The sequence below is a fragment of the Clostridium sp. CM74B_53 genome (assembly GCF_036318045.1).
Lineage (GTDB): Bacteria > Bacillota > Clostridia > Lachnospirales > Lachnospiraceae > Pilosibacter.
The window spans coordinates 68,268-89,606 of sequence record NZ_JAWQDE010000002.1 but is presented as its reverse complement, the minus strand read 5'-3'; the positions used below and the strand labels follow the sequence as shown (position 1 = coordinate 89,606).

Genomic DNA, 21,339 nt, shown 5'->3' with positions numbered 1-21,339 from the left:
AGGCACATTCTTATTTAGGAACATTCTTTGTTCTCCTGGAATAATAAAAAGGAACTGTACATAAACTTCTGTAAGGCATGATTCGGCGGAGCATGGTATGAGAGAGCAGAAAAAGCGCGGCTTTCCCCGGCTGGACTCCGCGGGTGTGTTCGCGGATGCGGTGGGCGGGGAGACACTCCTGACGTTCATAGGGACACGGGCAGTACATATTGAAAATTACAGGAGTATTCTCGTCTATACCGATACGGAGATCCGGATCCGGTGCAGACATGATATCCTTTCTGTTTCGGGAAAAAAATTAAAGATCTGCTATTATGATAAAGATGAGATGAAGATATCCGGCCGCCTGGAGGTGATCCGGTTTGAATAAGATCAGAGATATGCGGGAGGGAAGCGTGAAAGTCCGGATCGAGGGGAGAGGGATGGAGCGCTTTTTTAATATTGCGGCCCAGAGAGAAATTGAGATCTGGGACATCGAGACTGAAGAAAGAGAGAAGAAGTGCGGAGGAAAACGGTCCGTGTACTTTAAGATCATGCCTCGGGATTTTAAACACTTAAAATCTATTGCCGAAAAGACCGGGGTTCGCCTGAGGATCACAGAGAAACACGGACTTCCCTTCTGGATGATCACCGGACGCCGCCGGAGCCTCTGGGTCGGAGGACTTGCTACTTTTTTTCTGCTGATCTTCGTCTCATCTTTTTATGTGTGGGACATCTCCTTTGACGGAAACTGCCGGTTTACGGATGAGACACTGCTGCACTTCATAGACGCGGTCCCGGTCCGGTGCGGGATGAGAAAGAGCGAAATCTCCTGTGCGGACCTGGAAAACAGGATCCGGAACGCTTTTCCGGAGATCAGCTGGGTGTCCGCGGAACTCACCGGCACAAGACTTACCGTCCATATCCGGGAAAATGACGGGATCCTGAAAGCAGAAAAAGAGCCGGAGACGCCCTGTAATCTTGCGGCGAAAGCGGACGGTACCGTGATAAAAATGATCGTGCGAAACGGGATCGCGTGCGTGAAAGCCGGTGACACGGTGGCGGCTGGTGATATCCTGGTATCGGGGAAACTTCCGATCTACGACGACTCGGAGACGCTCGTAAAGACAAATAAGGTGCATGCGGATGCGGAAATATATGCTGAGACGACAAAGACTGCCGGGTGGACGATCCCGGAGACGGAGGAGATCCGTGCAGCGACGGGAAAGAAACGCCGGGGACTCTTTTTGAAATTTGCCGGCGCAGAATTTTATTTTCTGATGCCGGACTTAAAAAAAGAAAGCACCTGGGAACTTTTTATGGAGGAGACCCAGCTCAGACTTTCAGAAAATTTTTACCTTCCGGTCTACGTCGGGATCCTCACCGCCAGGGAATATGTCCCCTATGAAAAAGTCCTCACAAAAACGGAAGTATCAGACGCTGCGGACCGTTATTTGAACGAATATATGCAAAATCTTACGGAAAAAGGTATACAAATCCTTGGTAGTGATGTTAGAATAGAGAGAAGTGAATCGCACTGGACGATTCATGGAACACTGACGGTGGTGGAGGACATCGCGAAGGAATCCCCCATCCCGGAAGATCAGGAGGAGATTCAGACATTAGATGAGCATCATTGAGACAATCATAGACATTCCGGCAGAACATGAACGGAAAGTCTGCGGACAGTTTGACAGTTATCTGAAAAAAATTGAGCGGACACTTCACGTATCCATGGTGGCGCGGGATGGGGAGATCAAGGTCATTGGACCGGATCATGCCGTAAAACGTGCCAAGAGCGTGTTTTCGACGCTTCTGGAGCTTTCGAAGCGGGGCGAAGAGATCGGGGAACAGAACGTGGACTACGCTCTGGCGCTCTCCTTTGACGATAAGGATACGGAAATGCTTTCCCTGGACCGCGATATCATCTGCCATACCATAAACGGAAAACCGGTAAAACCGAAGACATTGGGACAGAAACAGTATATCGACCTGATCAGGAAAAAGATGATCGTGTTCGGCGTCGGCCCTGCGGGAACCGGAAAGACATACCTCGGTATGTCCATGGCGATCCAGGCCTTCAAAAACGGGGAGGTTGGCAGGATCATCCTGACGCGCCCGGCGATCGAGGCGGGAGAGAAGCTTGGCTTTCTTCCGGGCGACCTGCAGAGTAAGATCGACCCGTATCTGCGCCCGCTCTACGACGCTCTTTATCAGATCATGGGCGCGGACAGCTACCTCCACAATTCGGAGAAAGGCCTGATCGAAGTGGCGCCTCTCGCGTACATGCGCGGACGAACCCTGGACAACGCGTTCATCATCCTGGATGAGGCCCAGAACACGACCCAGGCCCAGATGAAGATGTTCCTGACGAGGATCGGTTTCGGTTCCAAAGTCATCATCACCGGCGACCAGTCCCAGAAAGACCTGCCTGCCGGTCAGGTGTCGGGGCTTGATGTGGCGCTTAAAGTATTAAAGAATATCGACGATATCGGGATCTGCCGTTTCTCAAACGAGGACGTGGTCAGACATCCGCTTGTTCAGAAGATCGTAAAAGCATATGATGAATATGAAGGCCGTGAGAAACCGGAGAGAAGATCTCGCGGGGAACATCAGAAGGACGGCCGGGAAGGACGGGAACAGAGATGACAGTGACAGTGGAGTACGAAGCGGAAGAAAAGCTGGATCTCCCGTACGAGGAGATCATAAAAAATGTGATCGAGGAATCCCTGGATTACGTGGAATGCCCGTATGACGCGGAGGTGAATGTCCTCCTGACGGACAACGCCGGGATCCACCAGATCAATCTTGACATGCGCGGGATCGACAACCCGACCGATGTGCTGTCGTTCCCGATGTGTGATTTTGAGACACCGGGCGACTTTTCCCATCTGGAAGAGACGCCGGAGGAATACTTCGACCCGGATACAGGGGAATTACTTATGGGGGATATTGTAATTTCCGTGGATAAGGTGAAAGAGCAGGCTGAGAAGTATGGCCACTCTCAGACGAGAGAACTGGCATTCTTAGTCGCGCACAGTATGCTTCATCTGTCCGGCTACGACCATGTGGAGGACGAAGAGCGGATCCAGATGGAGGATATGCAGAGAGAAATTCTGGAACGGAGGGGTTACAGGAGATGAGAAAACGGGGCAGAGCATTTATTATCAGTATTGGGATCATGATGGCGGCAGCAGTGCTTTCCGGCTGTGGAAAGAAGGCAGAGGAAGCGGCTGTGACAACGGAGGCGTCGGTGGAGACGCCGGAAGAGACGAAGACGATCGTCCTTGAGACAGAACCGACGACGGAGGCGGAAACGGAACCGCAGGGTCCGGAGGAGCGCAAAGAAGTCGACGGAAAGATCCAGAGTTACCTGACCGGTGAGATGGTGGATGTGGCGAAAGCCAACAGACGTCCGGTCGCGGTCATGATGAGCAATGATAAGGCATCTCTGCCCCAGTACGGGATTAACCGGGCGGATGTAGTCTATGAGGCACCGGTGGAAGGCGATATGAACCGGTTTATGTCGATCTTTGAGGACTACGACGATCTTGAGAGGATCGGCTCCGTCAGAAGCTGCCGTACTTACTATACATACTTCGCAAGAGAGTATGACGCGATCTATGCCCACTATGGGCAGAGTACCTTCGCGGTTCCGTACCTCAAAAATGTGGACAATATCAACGGAATTGACAGTACAGGCGGAAACGCATATTACCGCACGAAGGACAAAAAGGCACCGCACAACGCGTATACGAGCGGGGCAAAGTTAAACAAGACGATCGGCCAGCTCGGTTACCGGACCTCCTACAGCGATACCTACACAGGACATTTTCAGTTCGCGGGAGGGACAGGCACTTATGTTCCGGCGGAATCCGACGCGAAGGATGCGTATAAGATGTATCCGTCCTATACGATGAACAATCCCTGGTTTGAGTACAATGAGAGTGATGGAAAATATTACCGCTTCCAGTACGGCGGAAAACACAACGGCGACAGCGGACAGATCGCTGTCAGAAATGTCATCTTCCAGTACGTGGAGTGGGGACATTATGCCAGCACCGATTACCTCAACATCAACGTCCACAAAGGCGGAGCGGGTTATGTCTTTACAGGCGGAAAGTGCGTTCCGGTCTCCTGGAAAAAGGATGGGGACTTCGGACCGACCCGCTACTATGACTCTGAAGGAAAGGAAGTTATGCTTAACAAAGGAAAGACCTGGATCTGCATTGTAGGAGCAGACAGGTTCGATAAAGCTGAAATTTATGGAAAGTAACAGACAGAAAAAGAAGAAGGAATCCAATTTCGTCGTCCAGGGAAGTATCCTGGCGGTGGCGTCCATCGTGGTGAGGATCATCGGTATCGCGTACCGCATCCCGATGATCAACATCATCGGTGATGAGGGAATGGGGTATTATGGAACTGCGTTTAATGTATACAATATTGCGCTGCTCCTGTCTTCCTACAGCCTGCCGCTCGCCGTGTCGAAGATGGTTTCCGCGAGACTTGCAGGAAAACAATACCGGAACGCCGCGAGGATCCTGCGCGCGGCACTCTGCTATGCAACGATCGTTGGTGCATTTGCGGCCGCAGTGATCTGGTTCGGCGCTGATTTCTTTGCGAGAGACGTATTCTTTATGCCTTATGCGGCATTTGCATTAAAGACATTAGCCCCGACGGTCTGGATCATGGCGTATCTCGGTGTGTTCCGCGGATATTTCCAGGGACAGGGAACCATGGTGCCAACGGCCTTTTCCCAGGTCTTTGAACAGATCGTAAATGCCATCATCAGCGTGGCTGCAGGAAGCTTTCTCTTTAACGAGGCGTTAAAGACAGAAGTATTAAAGAACCAGACAGGAACCGGCTATTCCAACGCCTGGGGAGCTGCCGGAGGAACGATCGGTACAGGTGCGGGCGCCTTCACGGCGCTGATCTTTCTGCTTTTCCTCTTTGCAATCAGCAGAAACGTCCGCAGACGTCAGATCCGCAGGGATCAGACGGAATTTGTGGAGAGCTATAAGGAGATCACGAGAGTCCTGTTCTTCACGGTCGTTCCGGTTATCCTGAGTTCCGCGATCTACAACTTAAACAGCGTGCTGGATAACGGGATTCTCGCATACAACTTTAAGACTCTCGGACAGGGAGATGAATTTGCCTCCATCTGGGGAGTGTATACAGGAAAATACCATCTGCTGATCAATGTGCCGATGGCGATTTCCAATGCCCTTTCGTCCTCCCTGATCCCGTCCGTATCCAGGGCAGTGGCGATGGGAGACAAAAAGCTTGTGAGAGAGCGCGTGGCATCTGCGATCCGTTTCTCCTGCTTTGTGGCGATCCCGTCCACTGTGGGACTTACGGTACTTGCGGGACCGGTGAATAACCTGCTGTTCTCTGGAGATAATACCCTGGCGATCCGGATGACGATCTACGGTTCTCTTGCGGTCGTATTTTACTCCGTCTCTACGGTGACGAACGCGATCCTTCAGGGAATCGACAAAATGCGTCTTCCGATCTTTCACGCGGTGATCTCCCTTGTCCTCCATCTGATCGCACTTGAGATCATGGCGCTGGGATTCCATATGGGAATCTACAGCATGGTATTTGCGAATATCCTGTTCGCGGTGTTCATGTGCCTGATGAATGCGAGATCCATCCGGAATCTTCTCGGTTACCGGCAGGAGATGAAAAAGACCGTTGTGATCCCGGTGATCGCTTCTGCAGTGATGGGACTCTTTGCGTTTGGCTCCTATCAGCTTGTGCATCTCGCGGTAAAGAGCAATGCGCTTTCTACGATGTTTGCGATGATGGTTGCAGTGATCGTTTACGGTGTGCTCCTGATCAAGCTTGGCGCCCTGTCTGCGGCGGAACTTAAGACCATGCCGGGCGGAACGAAACTTCTCAGGGTGTTCAGAAAGCTTCATTTAATGTAAAATTTTTATTTAACGGGAAGTTCCATCGGAATTTCCTGTTAAATAAAAATATATGTTTAAAAAAGAAAAAGAAAGCAGATACTTTCATAAAAGGAGGAATATTCCTATGAAAAAGTATGTATCCTGCTTTCTTTTCTTTTTCTTTCTGACATCCGCCAGCCTGATCACGCTGTTCCTTATGACTGCGGGGGAGGAAGCCCGGGGAACAGAGGAGGTACAGATGCAGCAGTCTGTGGAAGAGCCGGTCTTCGCGAAGGAGACGGAGGAGATCCATGTGGTCTTAAACCAGGAACAGGTGGAACATGAGACGATGGCGGAGGAGGAAGAACGATATTTTCTTGTTGCCGAGGAAGGATATCTGATCGTATACGATAAGGGAAAGGAGACCACGGATCTCTTTACCCACATGCCGCTCGCAGAATTTCCGGAGGAAGAACAGGAACGGCTGATGACCGGGATCTGGTTTCCGACAATGGCAGAAATATTCAGTTATCTGGAATCTTACAGCAGTTGATACTTGAAATTTTGCGTTCAGGTCGATATACTAATATAAATTGTAACCGTTCGGCGGGATGATCCCCGGATGATCTGTGATCGGGTTCCATGCGCGGATCATCGCACAGATGAACGGTTGCCGTAAATCAGGTACAGGGGAGAGATAGAATGGCGGAAAGTTTCAGAGGACGGAAAGGGATCATCATCGGCGGCGGTGCATCAGGACTTATGGCCGCGATCACTGCGGCAAAACAGGGTGCGGATGTGACGGTCCTGGAGCACACGGCCCGACCGGGAAAAAAGATCCTGTCAACGGGAAACGGCAAGTGCAACCTGACAAACCTCTATATGGATCCGTCCTGCTACAGGAGTGATCAGAGCGGATTTGAAACAGCTGCCATCCGGAATTTTCCACCGTCCGCCGCGACAGCGTTCTTCCGGGAACTTGGTGTCCTGACGATGGACCGCGGCGGCTATATATATCCGATGTCCGGTCAGGCGCAGACGGTCTTCGATGCACTGCTCCGGGGAGCGGACCGTGCGGGAGTCCGGATCATTACGGAATGTGAAGTCCGGAACGCGAAAAGACAGAAAGACCGTTTTTCGGTCGAGACAGACCGTGGGATCTATACAGGTGATTTCCTGATCTTGGCGTGCGGTTCCATGGCGGCGAAAGGAACAGGATCCGACGGAAGCGGCTATGAGCTCGCGAGACAGTTTGGACACCGGATCATCAAGCCGCTCCCGGCGCTTGTCCAGCTGAAATGCGAAGGAAATCTCCTCCCGAAAGCCTCCGGAGTCCGGACGGACTGCCTTGTGGAGATCCGGACCGGGGACGGAAAGACAGCGGCAAAAGACCGGGGAGAACTCCAGATCACGGACTACGGGATCTCGGGCATCCCGGTATTCCAGGTGAGCAGGTATGCGGCGAAGCTTTTGGATCGGAAGCAGAAGGTGTCTGCAGTCCTGAACTTTCTGCCGGATCTGGATGAAGAAGAAGTCCAGGATCTTTTGAAGGAGCAGAGATCCTGCCTTTCGGGGGAAACTGCCGAGACATTTTTAAACGGTATTTTTAATAAGAAACTCGCGTCGGTGCTCTTAAAAGCGGCAAAGATCCGGCCCGAAAGACAGGCGGGACTCTTGACGAAAGAGGAGCTGAACAGTCTGGTTTCTGTGATTCGGGAGTTTGTGATCCCGGTGAAGGAGACAAATCCTTTTGAACAGGCCCAGATCTGTGCAGGCGGTGTCGATACAACAGAGATAGAAGCGGAAACTATGCAGTCAAAACGCGTTCCCGGACTTTACATGGTCGGGGAGCTTCTGGATGTCGATGGGATCTGCGGCGGATACAACCTGCAGTGGGCATGGTCATCCGGATATGCAGCCGGATCTCATGCAGCCGCAGGGGTCGTCCAAGGATACAGAAAAACTGTCCGGGGACAGGAAAAACAGGTGAAATTCTCCGGATCGGAAGGGAACAGAGCCCGGGGAAGACAGGAAAGGAAAAAACATACATATGATCCGGATCAATCAGCTCACACTTCCCGTGGATCACGCGGAAGAGGCGATAAAGAAAAAGGCGGCAAAGCTCTTAAAAATCGATGAATCGGCGATCGGGGAGATCCAGATCGTCCACCGCTCCATCGACGCGAGAAAGAAGCCGAATCTGCTGTTCAGTTATATTGTGGATGTGACACTTGCAGGCGGAAAAAAAGAGGCAGCAGTCATCAAAAAGGCGGCAAACCAGAATGTCCGGGCAGAAGACTCGAAACTATATGCGTACCCGGAACATGGAACGCAGGAGATGAGAAAGCGCCCGGTGATCATCGGGGCAGGTCCTGCCGGGATGTTCGCAGCGCTGGCACTCGCCGAAAACGGCTATGCCCCGATCCTTTTTGAACAGGGAGATGCCGTTGAGGAGAGAACAAAAAAAGTAGAGGATTTCTGGAAAAACGGGGATCCGGCGCTCGATATCCGCTCGAACGTCCAGTTTGGTGAGGGCGGAGCCGGAACATTCTCAGACGGAAAGCTAAATACACTTGTAAAAGATACTTCGGGAAGGAACGGAAAAGTCCTCTCCACCTTTGTGGAGATGGGGGCGGATCCGTCGATCCTTTATGACCATGCACCTCACATCGGGACCGACGTGCTGAGAGAAGTGGTCAGAAATTTGAGAAACAGGATCATCGCCGGAGGCGGAGAGGTCCATTTCCGCTCGGAAGTCACGGAGATCCTGGAGGAAAACGGCAGAGTTTCCGGAGTAAAGCTCGCAGATGGGACCGTGATCGGGACGGAGCAGGTGATCCTCTCTGTGGGACACAGTGCCAGAGATCTTTTTGAGAAACTTGACAGGATGAAGGTCTTTATGGAGCCGAAGCCGTTTGCGGTGGGACTCAGGATCCAGCATCCGCAGGCGCAGATCAACCGGAACCAGTATGGGCTGGAGGACGCCGGAAAACTCGGCGCCGCGCCGTATAAAGTGACCGCGAAGACAACCAGCGGCCGCGGCGTCTACTCGTTCTGCATGTGTCCGGGAGGAATGGTGGTGAACGCCTCCTCGGAAAAAGGACGTCTGGCAGTCAACGGAATGAGCAATTTTAAACGGGACAGCGGCATCGCAAACAGTGCCCTGATCGTGGCGGTCACTCCGGCGGATTTCCCGACAGCCGGTCCTTTGGGCGGCATCGCATTCCAGAGAACCCTGGAAGAGCGTGCATTCGCGCTCGGCGGAGGAAAGATCCCCGTCCAGCTCTACGGCGATTTCGCCGCAAACCGACCGACGGTGGCCCTGGGAGATGTGAAACCTGTGTTCTGCGGGGGATATTCCTTCGCGAACCTGCGGGAACTGATGCCAGAGGCCTTAAACGGAGCGTTTCTTGAAGGGATGGAGCAGTTCGGAAGACGGATCAGAGGATTCGACCGGGCGGACGCTGTCCTTGCAGGAATCGAGAGCCGTACGTCATCACCGCTCAGGATCTGCCGCGATGAGAGCCTTCAGAGCAGTTTAAAGGGGCTTTATCCATGCGGCGAGGGAGCCGGGTACGCCGGAGGGATCACATCGGCGGCCATGGACGGCCTGAAGGTTGCGGAAGAGATCATCAAGCGGTATGCAGCGGTAGGTTAAACTGTAAAAGCGGCAGTGCGCCGGAGAAAAAGGCGGTACTGCCTGATTCCGTTGGAAAGGGGACTTTCATATGACAGAGAGAGAATTATTAAAAGATAAAAAGAGGATCGTGATCAAAATCGGATCTTCCTCATTGACACATGCGGAGACCGGAGACCTGAACCTTGCAAAGATCGAGAAACTGGTCCGCGTCATCAGCGATATGAGAGGAATGGGAAAAGAAGTGATCCTTGTCTCCTCCGGTGCGATCGCGACGGGGCGCCAGACGCTCGGCGGAAAGAAGCCGGAGACGGTTGCCGAGAAACAGGCTTACGCGGCGGTCGGTCAGGCACGCCTCATGATGGTATATCAGAAACTCTTTTCCGAGTACAACCAGACGGCGGCACAGATCCTGATCACAAAGGCGACGATCCTGGACGATACTTCCCGCGCAAACGCGAAAAATACGTTCAATGAACTTCTAAAACTCGGAACGGTGCCGATCGTAAACGAGAACGATACCGTATCTACATATGAGATCAAATTCGGTGATAATGACCGCCTTTCCGCCATCGTTGCGGCTCTTGTCGAGGGAGATCTGTTATTCCTTCTCTCCGACATCGACGGGCTCTACACGGATGACCCGAAGAAAAATCCGGATGCAAAATTTATCAGCCAGGTGGATGACCTGACTGATGAGTTTATGGCGATGGGAAAAGGGACCACAGGAAGCGACGTCGGAACCGGAGGAATGGCGACAAAACTCCACGCGGCAAAGATCGCGACAGAGAGCGGTGCCGACATGGTGATCGCGAACGCAGACGATGTGGAAGTCATGTGGCGCATCTTAAAGGGTGAGGAGATCGGAACACTCTTTAAAGCAAATAAGAGCAGCGAATTTGCGCTGCTGGATTATATCCAGAGTATTCACGCGTAAAAAAGGTATCCCGGCATATTCGGGTGCCTTGCGCAGTCGCTTGCGTCGATCATCATCTTCGCGTGAGTGTGCATCAGATGGCAGGAACCTGCATTCCGGAAGCGGGGAAACCGCAGATCCCGGAAACAAACAGAGAGGACAGAAAATTACATGAAACAGGAACAGATCGACAGAATCAATGAACTTTACCATAAATCCCAGTCCGTAGGACTTACGGATGAGGAGAAAGAGGAGCAGGCGGCGCTCAGAAAGCAGTATGTCGCTGACATCAAGGCAAGTCTCAGAGGCCATCTGAACAACATTTCGATCGTTGAGAAGGACGGCTCCGTGACAGACCTCGGAAAGAAATACGGAAATGTGGGAAACACAGAAAGCTGAGCTCAGAAAAGACATACGGAGCCGTCTGAAAGCGATGCCGGAAGAAGAAAAGAGGATCCTTGACAGGGGGATCGCGGAACGCGTCCTGGGTCTTCCGGAGATTGCAGAAACGGAAGCCGTGTATGGATATGCGTCCCTGAACTGGGAGGCGGGAACCGGGGAGGTTCTGGAGGAACTCCGGGCACAAAAATACATCATCTGTCTTCCGAAAGTTACCGGGGAGACGATGGAGTTTTTTGTGACGGAGTCGGAGCAGGATCTCTCGGAAGGTTCATTTCATATCATGGAACCAAAGAACGGATGCCGAAAAGCGGATGAGACCAGATCAGAAATCCTCCGGACGGCGCCGATCCTGGTCCCGGGAATGGGATTTGTGGAAACCGGTGCCCGTCTGGGAAAAGGCGGCGGATTCTATGACCGGTATCTGGAACAGCATGCCGGTCATATGACGATCGCGCTGGCCTATGAGTTCCAGATCCTCGGGGAGATCCCGGTGGGACCGTATGATAAGAATGTAGATTTGATCGTGACAGAAAAGCGTGTGATCCGGTGCAAAGACCGGGATGCCGGAACACGGATCAGGGAGGAACAGCCATGTTAACAGAAATCGGACAGAAAACAAAGGAAACTTCCTATGTTCTCGGAAAAATGGGGACAAATTTAAAGAATGCAGGACTTCTGGCAGCTGCTCAGGAGATCCTGGATGAGGAGAACGAGATCTTAAAGGCAAATGCGGCGGACGTTGCGAGAGCGAAGGAGAGAGGAATGGCTCCGGGACTTGTGGACCGCCTGGAACTGAACCATAAACGCATCGAAGGCATCGTGGAAGGCATGCGCCAGGTTGTCGGACTGGACGATCCGGTGGGTGAGGTCATCTCCATGAAAAAACGCCCGAACGGACTGCTGATCGGACAGAAACGCGTCCCGTTAGGCGTCATCGGGATCATCTATGAGGCGAGACCGAATGTGACGGCGGATGCGTTCGCTCTCTGCTTTAAAGCAGGAAATGCTGTGATCCTCCGCGGCGGGAGCGATGCACTGGAATCCAACAAAGCGATCGTCGCAGCGATCCGGAATGGACTGAAGAAGGAAAATATCCCGGAGGATGCGATCGCCCTGATCGAAGATACGAGCCATGAGACGGCGCGCGAGTTCATGCGGATGAACGGATATCTCGATGTCCTGATCCCGCGAGGCGGGGCCGGACTGATCCGCACGGTCGTGGAGAACAGCACAGTGCCGGTGATCGAGACCGGAACCGGAAACTGCCATATCTATGTGGATGAGAGTGCAGATCTCGATATGGCGCTCGACATCATCTTCAACGCGAAGACCCAGAGGATCGGCGTCTGCAATGCCTGCGAATCCACACTGGTGCACCGGAAGATCGCAAAGGAATTCCTGCCGCTCATGAAAAAGCGTCTGGATGAGAAGAACGTGGAGATCCGCGCAGATGAGGACGCCCGCTCGATCGTACCGGAATTTACGGCGGCGACGGAGGAAGACTGGGGGAAAGAGTACCTGGACTATATCCTTTCCTGCAAGATCGTGGATTCCGTGGACGAGGCGATTGCCCACATCAACCACTACAATACCGGTCACTCCGAGGCGATCATCACGAAGGATTACGAGAATGCCCAGAAATTCCTGAATGAGGTGGATGCGGCAGCTGTCTACGTCAATGCGTCCACAAGATTCACCGACGGCTTCGAATTCGGATTCGGAGCTGAGATCGGGATCAGTACCCAGAAACTCCACGCGAGAGGTCCGATGGGACTTCCTGCGCTGACGTCCACGAAGTACATCATCTACGGAGACGGGCAGATCCGGAAGTAAGGTGAAACAACAAGGTTGCATTTTCGGAGAATCTTGGTTATAATCATTCAGGATTGAATTTAGAAATTTGGAGAAACATAAGAATGATAGATAAAAATATCATCGCAGGGGCTCCGACGGAGGAACCGGCGAGACAGCAGTACTTTATGGAACAGGTGAAAAAGCTCGTGGAGGCGGAGAGCGCGAAAAAAGGACGCCCGCTCACCTGTTTTATCAATACATTCGGGTGCCAGATGAATGCCAGAGACTCCGAAAAGCTCCTTGGGATCTTAAAAGAAGCGGGATATGTGGAGGGAGCCGATGAGAACTCGGATTTCGTTCTTTACAATACATGTACCGTGCGTGAGAACGCGAACTTAAAGGTGTATGGCCGTCTTGGATATCTGAGCGGCGTGAAGAGAAAAAATCCGGATATGATGATCGCACTCTGCGGCTGCATGATGCAGGAGCCGGAGGTTGTCGCAAAGATCAAAAAGAGTTACCGCCATGTTGACCTGATCTTCGGAACCCACAACATTTTCAAACTTGCGGAGCTGCTCTACGAGCGCTTCATGGAAAAGAAGATGGTGGTGGATGTCTGGGAAGGAACCAATGAGATCGTGGAGGAACTCCCGGTCGAGAGAAAATATCCGTTCAAGTCCGGCGTCAATATCATGTTCGGCTGCAATAACTTCTGCAGTTACTGCATCGTGCCGTATGTGCGCGGACGCGAGAGGAGCAGAGAGCCGGAGGACATTATCAAAGAGATCGAAGAGCTTGTGGCTGACGGTGTTGTGGAAGTGATGCTTCTCGGACAGAACGTCAACTCCTACGGAAAGAATCTGGAACATCCGATCACCTTTGCGGAGCTCTTAAGAAGAGTCGAGAAGATCGAAGGACTGGAGCGCATCCGCTTCATGACTTCCCACCCGAAGGATCTCTCCGACGAGCTGATCGAGACGATGCGGGATTCGAAGAAGATCTGCAGCCATTTACATCTGCCGCTCCAGTCCGGCAGCAGTGAGATCTTAAAGCGCATGAACCGGAAATATTCGAAGGAACAGTATCTCGCACTGGTGGAGAAACTGCGCGCGGCGATCCCGGATATCTCCCTGACTACGGATATCATCGTGGGATTCCCGGGGGAGACTGAGGAAGACTTCGAGGAGACGATGGACGTGGTGCGCAAGGTCCGCTACGACAGCGCCTTCACCTTCATCTACTCCAAGCGCACCGGAACTCCGGCGGCGGCCATGCCGAACCAGGTTCCGGAGGATGTCGTAAAGAACCGTTTTGACCGCCTGTTAAAGGAAGTCCAGGACATTGCGGGAGAGGTCGTAAAGCGCCATGAGGGAACGGTACAAAAAGTCCTTGTGGAGGAGATCGATACCCACGAGTCCGGCTTTGTGACAGGAAGACTTTCCAACAACACAGTCGTACATTTCGCCGGGGACGCGTCCCTGATCGGAAAGATCGTGGATGTCTCTTTAGACGAGGCAAAGGGATTCTACTATATGGGTTCCCTTGTTAAATAATAAGGATGAAAAACATGTGACGCCCGGAGCCGAGTGCTTCGGGCGCTGTGGGCATGTTATGGAATAGGAGAAAAGACGTGGGACAGATTTCACCAATGATGACACATTATCTCGAGACAAAAAAGCAGTATCCGGACTGTATCCTTTTTTACCGGCTGGGTGATTTCTACGAGATGTTTTTTGAGGATGCGAAGACGGTTTCGAGAGAGCTGGAGCTGACACTGACGGGAAAGGACTGCGGTCTGGAAGAACGGGCTCCGATGTGCGGAGTCCCGTTCCATGCGGTGGAAGGCTATCTCACAAGACTCGTCCAGAAAGGTTATAAGGTTGCGATCGCGGAGCAGATGGAGGATCCGAAGCTCGCGAAAGGTCTTGTAAAGCGTGAAGTCATCCGCGTTGTGACGCCGGGAACGATCACGAGCTCCCAGGCTCTGGACGAGACAAAGAACAACTACCTGATGGCAGTTGTGTATACCGGAAACAATTACGGGATTGCGACGGTCGACATCACGACCGGCGATTTTTTTGTCACGGAGGTGACGAGCGAGCGGGCGCTTCTCGATGAGATCAACAAGTTCACGCCGTCGGAGCTTGTGTGCAATGAGGCACTCTTCATGTCCGGACTTGATATGGATGAGTTAAAAGAGCGGTATCATTTTGCCGTGACGGCACTGGAGAACCGGTTTTTCTCGGATGATGACTGCAGGAAGATCTTAAAAGAGCATTTCCATGTGATGAGTCTCGAGGGACTTGGACTCGGAGATTATGAGAATGGAATGATCGCATCCGGTGCGGTCCTTCAGTATCTCTATGAGACGCAGAAGAATGACCTGTCCCATCTGACGAAGATTACACCGTACACAACGGGACAGTTCATGATGATCGATACCTCCACAAGACGAAATCTGGAGCTTGTGGAGACTCTGCGTGAAAAACAGAAGAGAGGCTCCCTTCTCTGGGTCCTCGATAAGACAAAGACGGCCATGGGGGCGAGACTTCTCCGCTCCTTTATCGAACAGCCGCTGATCGACAAGACGGAGATCGAGCGCCGGCAGCAGGCGATCGAAGAGCTGAACATGAACTATATCTCCAGGGAGGAGATCCGGGAGTACCTGAATTCCGTCTATGACCTGGAGCGCCTGATGGGGCGGATCAGCTATAAGACGGCAAACCCGAGGGACCTTCTTTCCTTTAAGAATTCCCTGGAGATGCTGCCGTATATCAAAGATATTCTCGGGGAGTTTTCCTGTGAGCTTTTAAAGAAAATGAACGAGGATCTGGATCCGCTGCGGGATCTCTACGAACTCATTGACCGGTCCATCGTCGATGAGCCGCCGATCTCGCTCCGTGAGGGAAACATCATCAAGGACGGATACAGCGAGGAAGCCGACAAGTACCGGAAGGCAAAGACGGAAGGAAAGGCATGGCTGGCGGATCTTGAGACCGAGGAGAAGGAAAAGACCGGCATCAAGAACTTAAAGATCAAATACAACAAGGTGTTCGGATACTACTTTGAGGTAACAAACTCCTTCAAAGACTTGGTCCCGGATTACTTTATCCGCAAACAGACTCTGACAAATGCGGAGCGCTACACGACAGACCGGTTAAAAGAGCTGGAAGACATCATCATGGGCGCGGAGGACCGCCTGTACACTCTGGAATACGATTTGTTCTGCGATGTGCGCGATAAGATCGCTGCGGAGGTCCTGCGGATCCAGAGCACTGCGAAAGCGATCGCGGGCATTGATGTCTTTACCTCCCTGTCCACAGTGTCCATGCGGAATAACTACGTGAAGCCGAAAATCAACGAAAAAGGACTGATCAACATCAAAAACGGTCGTCATCCGGTTGTCGAGAAGATGATCAAAGACAGCCTGTTCGTCGCGAACGACACATATCTGGATAACGGAAAGAACCGGATCGCCGTCATCACGGGACCGAACATGGCGGGCAAATCCACTTACATGAGACAGACGGCACTGATCGTCCTCATGGCGCAGATCGGGAGCTTTGTTCCGGCTGACGAGGCGAACATCGGGATCTGCGACAGGATCTTCACGAGAGTCGGCGCCTCCGATGACCTGGCATCCGGACAGAGTACCTTTATGGTCGAGATGACGGAGGTTGCAAATATTTTAAGAAATGCCACGAAGAACAGTCTCCTCGTCCTCGATGAGATTGGCCGCGGCACGAGCACCTTTGACGGTCTCTCGATCGCCTGGGCAGTCATCGAACACATCAGCAACCCGAAGATCCTCGGCGCGAAGACGCTGTTTGCGACCCATTATCATGAGCTCACGGAGCTTGAGGGGACCATCAGCGGTGTCAACAACTATTGTATCGCCGTCAAGGAACAGGGGGATGATATCGTATTCCTCAGAAAGATCGTAAAGGGCGGGGCAGATAAGAGCTATGGAATCCAGGTCGCGAAACTCGCGGGTGTTCCGGAGCCGGTGATTGCCCGCGCGAAGGAGCTTGTTGAGGAGCTCGCGAGCGCCGATATCACAGCCCAGGCAAAAGAGATTGCCCAGATGAGCGCGTCCCCGCAGCATAAGGCGGTGGCGAAGCCGGACGAGGTGGATCTCAACCAGATGTCGATCTTTGATACCGTGAAGGACGATGACATTATAAAAGAACTCGGGGATCTGGAGCTTTCCAGCATGACCCCGATCGATGCGTTAAATACCCTGTACCGGCTGCAGACGAAGCTGAAAAACCGCTGGCAGTAGCAGGGATTGAAAAAGAAAGAGAGGGAGAGAGACTATGCCGATTCAGGTTCTGGATCAGAGTACGATCAACCAGATCGCCGCGGGCGAGGTCGTGGAGCGGCCGGCTTCCGTGGTGAAGGAGTTAATGGAAAACGCCATCGACGCCGGTTCCACGGCGATCACTGTGGAGATCCGCCAGGGCGGCATCGGGTTTATCAGGATCACGGATAACGGCTGCGGGATCAAAAAGGAAGAACTGCCGTTGGCTTTTCTGCGCCACTCGACAAGCAAGATCCGGACGGCAGAAGATCTTCTTACCGTGTCTTCTCTGGGATTCCGCGGTGAGGCGCTTTCCAGTATCGCGGCAGTCTCCCAGGTGGAACTGATCACAAAAACCTCCGGAAGTCTCACCGGATCGAGATACCGGATCGAAGGCGGTGAGGAGAAAGGTCTCGAGGAGATCGGCGCACCGGAGGGGACTACGTTTATCTCCAGAAACCTCTTTTTCAATACGCCGGCAAGGCGGAAATTTTTAAAGACGGAGGCCACGGAGGGCGCTCATGTGGCGGATCTCGTGGAAAAGATCGCCCTGTCCCACCCGGAGATCTCGATCCGGCTCATCGTGAACAACCAGAGCCGTCTCCACACCTCGGGAAACCACAACCTGAAGGACATCATCTACACGGTCTACGGGCGGGAGATCGCGGCAAACCTTCTTCCGATCGAGGTGTCGACCGGGATCGTGAAGATCTCGGGCTTTATCGGAAAGCCGGTGATCGCCCGGGGAAACCGGAATTTTGAGAATTATTTTATCAACGGGCGCTATATCAGGAGCGGACTCGTCTCCAAAGCGATCGAGGATGGGTACAAGAGCTATATGATGCAGCATAAATACCCGTTCACGCTGCTGCACCTCACGGTGGAGCCGGAGTATATCGATGTGAACGTTCATCCTTCGAAGATGGAGCTTCGATTCAAAGATGGCGAGAATATGTACCGAGTGATCTCGCAGGCGGTTCTCGACGCGCTTTCCGGGAAAGAGCTGATCCCGAATGTGAGTCTTATGTCGGAAAAGGAAGAGCGCGAGCTTGCAAAGGAAGAAGCTGCCGTGGCACGGAATCCGGTGCCGGGGAGCGGAATGAATCCGGTGGCGAAAAACGCCCATGGACCGGAGCCGTTTGAACACCGCCGCATGGAGGCGATGGGCATCCGCGAAGAACGCCCGACCTACGGGGAGAAGAAGCAGGAGAGCAAATGGATCCTGCCTCCGAAGCCGCTCACGAGGGAACTGAAACCGGAGCCGGCGGCCGGACAATCGACCGGACAGACGGCAGAGCATATCATGGCGGGTCTTCCTGGAATGGATCCGGCAGAAAGAAAAGTGGGAGCGCTTCCTCCGGGAGCCGGAATTTCCGGTGCCGTGACAAAGAGTGCTGACTCTGCGGACAGAAAAGATAGTCAGGAAGTACGGTCTGAACAGGACCAGCCGGGAATCACACCCCGGGCGGAAAAAACAAAAGACCTCCAGCCGACCCAGATGGAGATGTTCGACAACCGTCTCCTCTCAGAATCTGCGAGAAAGCGCCACCGCCTGATCGGGCAGGTCTTTGAGACTTACTGGCTCGTGGAATATGACGGTAGCCTCTATATCATCGATCAGCATGCTGCCCACGAGAAAGTGCTCTTTGAGAAGAATTTTGCGTCATTAAAGACGAGAGAGTACACTTCCCAGCTCATAAGCCCGCCGATCATCCTGACACTTTCCCTTCAGGAGGCGGACCTCTTAAAGCGCCACATGAAGGTGTTTACGGACATCGGGTTCGAGATCGAACCGTTCGGCGGAAATGAGTACGCGGTGCGCGCAGTGCCGGACAACCTGTTCTCCCTGGCAAAGAAAGATCTCCTGATGGAGCTCATCGATGGCCTTTCCGACGACAGCATGGGGAAGAATGTGGAGTCCGTCTACGACCGGATCGCCACCATGTCCTGCAAAGCTGCGGTAAAGGGAAACAACGAGCTGTCCTTCGCGGAGGCGGATCAGCTCATCGATGAACTGTTAAAACTGGAGAATCCATATAACTGCCCGCACGGGAGACCGACGATCGTTGCGATCAGCAAATATGAGATGGAAAAGAAATTCAAGAGGATCGTATGATGAAAAAGCCTTTGATCATAATCACCGGGCCGACAGCGTCCGGAAAGACCGCCCTCTCCGTGGAACTCGCGAAAAAGATCGGCGGGGAGATCATCAGCGCCGACTCCATGCAGGTGTACCGCCACATGGATATCGGATCCGCGAAGGTGACGAAGGAGGAGATGGACGGTGTCCGCCACCACCTGATCGACGTTCTGGACCCGTGGGACGAATTTAACGTTGTCGTATTCCAGAAACTCGCGAAAGAGGCTATGGAGGAGATCTACGCGGCCGGGCATATCCCGATCATCGCCGGAGGGACTGGATTTTATATCCAGGCGCTGGTGAATGACATCGACTTTACGGAAAACGACGGGGATACGGGATACCGGGAGGAGCTGGAGCGCCTGGCGGCAGAGAAAGGAGCTTCCGCTCTCCACGACATGTTAAAGGAAGTGGATCCGGAATCAGCGGAGGCGATCCATGAGAACAATGTAAAGCGTGTGATCCGCGCCCTGGAGTTTTATAAAAAGACCGGGACAAAGATTTCCGCCCACAACGAGGCGGAGCGCAAAAAGGAATCGCCCTACAATTTTGCCTACTATGTGCTCAACATGGACCGCGGCCGCCTGTATGAGAGGATCGACCTGCGGGTGGACCTCATGATGAAGAACGGGCTGCTGGCGGAAGTGGAAAAACTGAAAGAGATGGGCTGCACGAGGGAGATGGTATCCATGCAGGGGCTGGGATACAAGGAGATCCTGGATGCCCTGGACGGGACGATCTCTCTGGATGAGGCCGTCTACATCATCAAGCGCGACACGAGACATTTCGCGAAGCGCCAGCTTACCTGGTTTAAGAGGGAAAAAGAAGTGACCTGGGTGGACCAGGGGAACTTTGATTTTGACAGAGAAAAGATCCTCGCGTGGATGTTAAAAGATCTGCAGGACAGAGGAATCGTGATAAAGTAAAAGGAGAAGACATGGAACTTACAAAGATGTACGGAGAGCTTGGAATCTCTGAGAAAGTTTTAAATTACGGAAGAGAGATCGAAAAGAGTCTGCATGACCGCTTTGAGACGATCGATAAAACAGCGGAGTACAATCAGCTGAAGGTCATCAAAGCCATGCAGGAGGCGAGAGTCAGCGATATTCATTTTGCCGGAACGACCGGTTACGGTTACAATGACCTTGGCCGTGACACGCTGGAAGAAGTATACGCAAAAGCATTTCACGGTGAGGATGCCCTTGTGCGGCCGCAGCTGATCTCCGGAACCCACGCGCTTACCATCGCCCTTTCCGGAAATCTCCGCCCGGGCGATGAGATCCTCTCCCCGGTCGGAAAGCCGTATGATACGCTGGAGGAAGTCATCGGGATCCGTGATTCCGTCGGCTCCTTAAAGGAATTCGGCATCACCTACAGCCAGGTGGATCTTCTTCCGAATGGAGATTTCGACTTCGAGAACATCAGAAAAGCGATCAACGAGCGCACAAAGCTCATCGAGATCCAGCGCTCCAAGGGATATGCGACGAGACCGACCTTATCCGTAAAGCGCATCGGCGAACTGATCTCCTTTATCAAGTCCATCAAGCCGGATGTGATCTGCATGGTCGATAACTGCTACGGGGAGTTTGTCGAGGAACTGGAGCCGACGGATGTAGGAGCGGACATGATCGTCGGTTCCTTAATTAAGAATCCGGGCGGCGGACTTGCCCCGATCGGCGGCTATATCGTCGGACGGAAGGACTGTGTGGAGAGAGCGGCATACCGTCTGACAGCTCCGGGACTCGGAAAAGAGGTCGGCGCCAGCCTTGGCGTCAGCCAGTCTCTCTATCAGGGACTGTTCCTCTCCCCGACCGTTGTTGCGGGAGCACTGAAAGGTGCGATCTTTGCTGCAAATGTGTATGAGAAGCTTGGATTCGGCGTCGTTCCGAACGGAACGGAGAGCCGTCACGACATCATCCAGGCGATCACCTTCGGCACACCGGAAGGCGTGATCAAATTCTGTGAGGGAATCCAGGCGGCAGCGCCGGTGGACAGCTTTGTGACTCCGGAACCGTGGGCGATGCCGGGATACGATTCCGACGTCATCATGGCAGCAGGCGCCTTCGTTCAGGGATCCTCCATCGAGCTTTCCGCCGATGGTCCGATCAAGCCGCCGTATGCGGTATACTTCCAGGGAGGACTTACCTGGTTCCACGCAAAACTCGGTATTTTGATGTCCCTGCAGAAATTAGTCGATGCTGGTATCGTGACATTGTAAATGTGAACTTTTTCTTAACTCATTGTTTTTGAGCCAGAAATATGCTAAACTTCTGTGCATAA

General features: G+C 52.9%; 18 protein-coding genes. All 18 read left to right on the top strand.

Annotated features, from left to right (window positions below; all coding sequences use genetic code 11):
* The first annotated feature begins 97 nt into the window (after nt 1-97).
* The gene (locus V2546_RS01835; RefSeq protein WP_329751400.1) at nt 98-370 is read left to right on the top strand and encodes a YabP/YqfC family sporulation protein; all 273 of its coding nucleotides are present in this window, start codon (nt 98-100) and stop codon (nt 368-370) included.
* A complete protein-coding gene (locus tag V2546_RS01830; RefSeq protein WP_329751399.1) occupies nt 363-1,619 on the top strand; it encodes a sporulation protein YqfD in 1,257 nt (418 codons plus the stop codon). Before V2546_RS01835 ends, V2546_RS01830 begins: the two co-directional genes overlap by 8 nt.
* On the top strand, nt 1,606-2,628 hold the full coding sequence (locus V2546_RS01825; RefSeq protein ID WP_118297927.1) for a PhoH family protein: 1,023 nt from the start codon (nt 1,606-1,608) through the stop codon (nt 2,626-2,628). Before V2546_RS01830 ends, V2546_RS01825 begins: the two co-directional genes overlap by 14 nt.
* A complete protein-coding gene (gene ybeY / locus V2546_RS01820; RefSeq protein WP_329751398.1) occupies nt 2,625-3,122 on the top strand; it encodes an rRNA maturation RNase YbeY in 498 nt (165 codons plus the stop codon). The genes V2546_RS01825 and ybeY overlap by 4 nt, the downstream gene beginning before the upstream one ends.
* Nucleotides 3,119-4,255, top strand: coding sequence for a DUF3048 domain-containing protein (locus V2546_RS01815; RefSeq protein ID WP_329751397.1), 1,137 nt, complete (start codon nt 3,119-3,121; stop codon nt 4,253-4,255). Before ybeY ends, V2546_RS01815 begins: the two co-directional genes overlap by 4 nt.
* Nucleotides 4,245-5,909 (top strand): polysaccharide biosynthesis protein, encoded by a 1,665-nt coding sequence (locus V2546_RS01810; RefSeq protein WP_329751396.1) that lies wholly within the window; start codon nt 4,245-4,247, stop codon nt 5,907-5,909. Before V2546_RS01815 ends, V2546_RS01810 begins: the two co-directional genes overlap by 11 nt.
* Before the next feature lie 106 nt (nt 5,910-6,015).
* Nucleotides 6,016-6,423: a hypothetical protein gene (locus tag V2546_RS01805; protein WP_118529771.1), complete on the top strand. Its 408-nt coding sequence runs from the start codon at nt 6,016-6,018 to the stop codon at nt 6,421-6,423.
* A 149-nt stretch (nt 6,424-6,572) separates the two neighbouring features.
* On the top strand, nt 6,573-8,009 hold the full coding sequence (locus tag V2546_RS01800) for an NAD(P)/FAD-dependent oxidoreductase (protein WP_329751395.1): 1,437 nt from the start codon (nt 6,573-6,575) through the stop codon (nt 8,007-8,009).
* Nucleotides 7,921-9,528: an NAD(P)/FAD-dependent oxidoreductase gene (locus V2546_RS01795; protein WP_215703006.1), complete on the top strand. Its 1,608-nt coding sequence runs from the start codon at nt 7,921-7,923 to the stop codon at nt 9,526-9,528. Before V2546_RS01800 ends, V2546_RS01795 begins: the two co-directional genes overlap by 89 nt.
* Nucleotides 9,529-9,598: 70 nt before the next feature.
* A complete protein-coding gene (gene proB, locus V2546_RS01790) occupies nt 9,599-10,444 on the top strand; it encodes a glutamate 5-kinase (RefSeq protein ID WP_118297934.1) in 846 nt (281 codons plus the stop codon).
* 150 nt (nt 10,445-10,594) lie between these two features.
* Nucleotides 10,595-10,822: a DUF896 domain-containing protein gene (locus tag V2546_RS01785; RefSeq protein WP_118297935.1), complete on the top strand. Its 228-nt coding sequence runs from the start codon at nt 10,595-10,597 to the stop codon at nt 10,820-10,822.
* A complete protein-coding gene (locus V2546_RS01780) occupies nt 10,800-11,423 on the top strand; it encodes a 5-formyltetrahydrofolate cyclo-ligase (RefSeq protein ID WP_329751394.1) in 624 nt (207 codons plus the stop codon). Before V2546_RS01785 ends, V2546_RS01780 begins: the two co-directional genes overlap by 23 nt.
* A complete protein-coding gene (locus tag V2546_RS01775) occupies nt 11,417-12,658 on the top strand; it encodes a glutamate-5-semialdehyde dehydrogenase (protein WP_329751393.1) in 1,242 nt (413 codons plus the stop codon). The genes V2546_RS01780 and V2546_RS01775 overlap by 7 nt, the downstream gene beginning before the upstream one ends.
* An 83-nt stretch (nt 12,659-12,741) precedes the next feature.
* Nucleotides 12,742-14,172, top strand: coding sequence for a tRNA (N6-isopentenyl adenosine(37)-C2)-methylthiotransferase MiaB (gene miaB / locus V2546_RS01770; protein ID WP_329751392.1), 1,431 nt, complete (start codon nt 12,742-12,744; stop codon nt 14,170-14,172).
* Nucleotides 14,173-14,267: 95 nt separating this feature from the next.
* A complete protein-coding gene (gene mutS / locus V2546_RS01765) occupies nt 14,268-16,901 on the top strand; it encodes a DNA mismatch repair protein MutS (protein WP_182426750.1) in 2,634 nt (877 codons plus the stop codon).
* A 34-nt stretch (nt 16,902-16,935) separates the two neighbouring features.
* Complete coding sequence (mutL, locus tag V2546_RS01760) at nt 16,936-19,035, top strand: DNA mismatch repair endonuclease MutL (RefSeq protein WP_118529785.1); 2,100 nt, start codon at nt 16,936-16,938, stop codon at nt 19,033-19,035.
* Nucleotides 19,035-19,985 carry a tRNA (adenosine(37)-N6)-dimethylallyltransferase MiaA gene (gene miaA / locus V2546_RS01755; RefSeq protein WP_118529787.1) on the top strand — a complete coding sequence of 317 codons (951 nt, stop codon included), beginning with the start codon at nt 19,035-19,037 and terminating at the stop codon, nt 19,983-19,985. The genes mutL and miaA overlap by 1 nt, the downstream gene beginning before the upstream one ends.
* Nucleotides 19,986-19,996: 11 nt before the next feature.
* Nucleotides 19,997-21,277 carry a methionine gamma-lyase family protein gene (locus tag V2546_RS01750; protein WP_329751391.1) on the top strand — a complete coding sequence of 427 codons (1,281 nt, stop codon included), beginning with the start codon at nt 19,997-19,999 and terminating at the stop codon, nt 21,275-21,277.
* Nucleotides 21,278-21,339 lie beyond the last annotated feature (62 nt).

What these genes read in the sequence shown, in the direction of transcription:
- mutL (WP_118529785.1), top strand. Translation starts at nt 16,936, where the DNA reads ATGCCGATTCAGGTTCTGGATCAGAGTACGATCAACCAGATCGCCGCG.
- V2546_RS01780 (WP_329751394.1), top strand. Translation starts at nt 10,800, where the DNA reads ATGTGGGAAACACAGAAAGCTGAGCTCAGAAAAGACATACGGAGCCGT.
- V2546_RS01775 (WP_329751393.1), top strand. Translation starts at nt 11,417, where the DNA reads ATGTTAACAGAAATCGGACAGAAAACAAAGGAAACTTCCTATGTTCTC.
- V2546_RS01825 (WP_118297927.1), top strand. Translation starts at nt 1,606, where the DNA reads ATGAGCATCATTGAGACAATCATAGACATTCCGGCAGAACATGAACGG.
- proB (WP_118297934.1), top strand. Translation starts at nt 9,599, where the DNA reads ATGACAGAGAGAGAATTATTAAAAGATAAAAAGAGGATCGTGATCAAA.
- V2546_RS01815 (WP_329751397.1), top strand. Translation starts at nt 3,119, where the DNA reads ATGAGAAAACGGGGCAGAGCATTTATTATCAGTATTGGGATCATGATG.
- V2546_RS01785 (WP_118297935.1), top strand. Translation starts at nt 10,595, where the DNA reads ATGAAACAGGAACAGATCGACAGAATCAATGAACTTTACCATAAATCC.
- ybeY (WP_329751398.1), top strand. Translation starts at nt 2,625, where the DNA reads ATGACAGTGACAGTGGAGTACGAAGCGGAAGAAAAGCTGGATCTCCCG.
- V2546_RS01795 (WP_215703006.1), top strand. Translation starts at nt 7,921, where the DNA reads ATGATCCGGATCAATCAGCTCACACTTCCCGTGGATCACGCGGAAGAG.
- mutS (WP_182426750.1), top strand. Translation starts at nt 14,268, where the DNA reads ATGATGACACATTATCTCGAGACAAAAAAGCAGTATCCGGACTGTATC.
- V2546_RS01800 (WP_329751395.1), top strand. Translation starts at nt 6,573, where the DNA reads ATGGCGGAAAGTTTCAGAGGACGGAAAGGGATCATCATCGGCGGCGGT.
- V2546_RS01750 (WP_329751391.1), top strand. Translation starts at nt 19,997, where the DNA reads ATGGAACTTACAAAGATGTACGGAGAGCTTGGAATCTCTGAGAAAGTT.
- miaB (WP_329751392.1), top strand. Translation starts at nt 12,742, where the DNA reads ATGATAGATAAAAATATCATCGCAGGGGCTCCGACGGAGGAACCGGCG.
- miaA (WP_118529787.1), top strand. Translation starts at nt 19,035, where the DNA reads ATGAAAAAGCCTTTGATCATAATCACCGGGCCGACAGCGTCCGGAAAG.
- V2546_RS01810 (WP_329751396.1), top strand. Translation starts at nt 4,245, where the DNA reads ATGGAAAGTAACAGACAGAAAAAGAAGAAGGAATCCAATTTCGTCGTC.
- V2546_RS01835 (WP_329751400.1), top strand. Translation starts at nt 98, where the DNA reads ATGAGAGAGCAGAAAAAGCGCGGCTTTCCCCGGCTGGACTCCGCGGGT.
- V2546_RS01805 (WP_118529771.1), top strand. Translation starts at nt 6,016, where the DNA reads ATGAAAAAGTATGTATCCTGCTTTCTTTTCTTTTTCTTTCTGACATCC.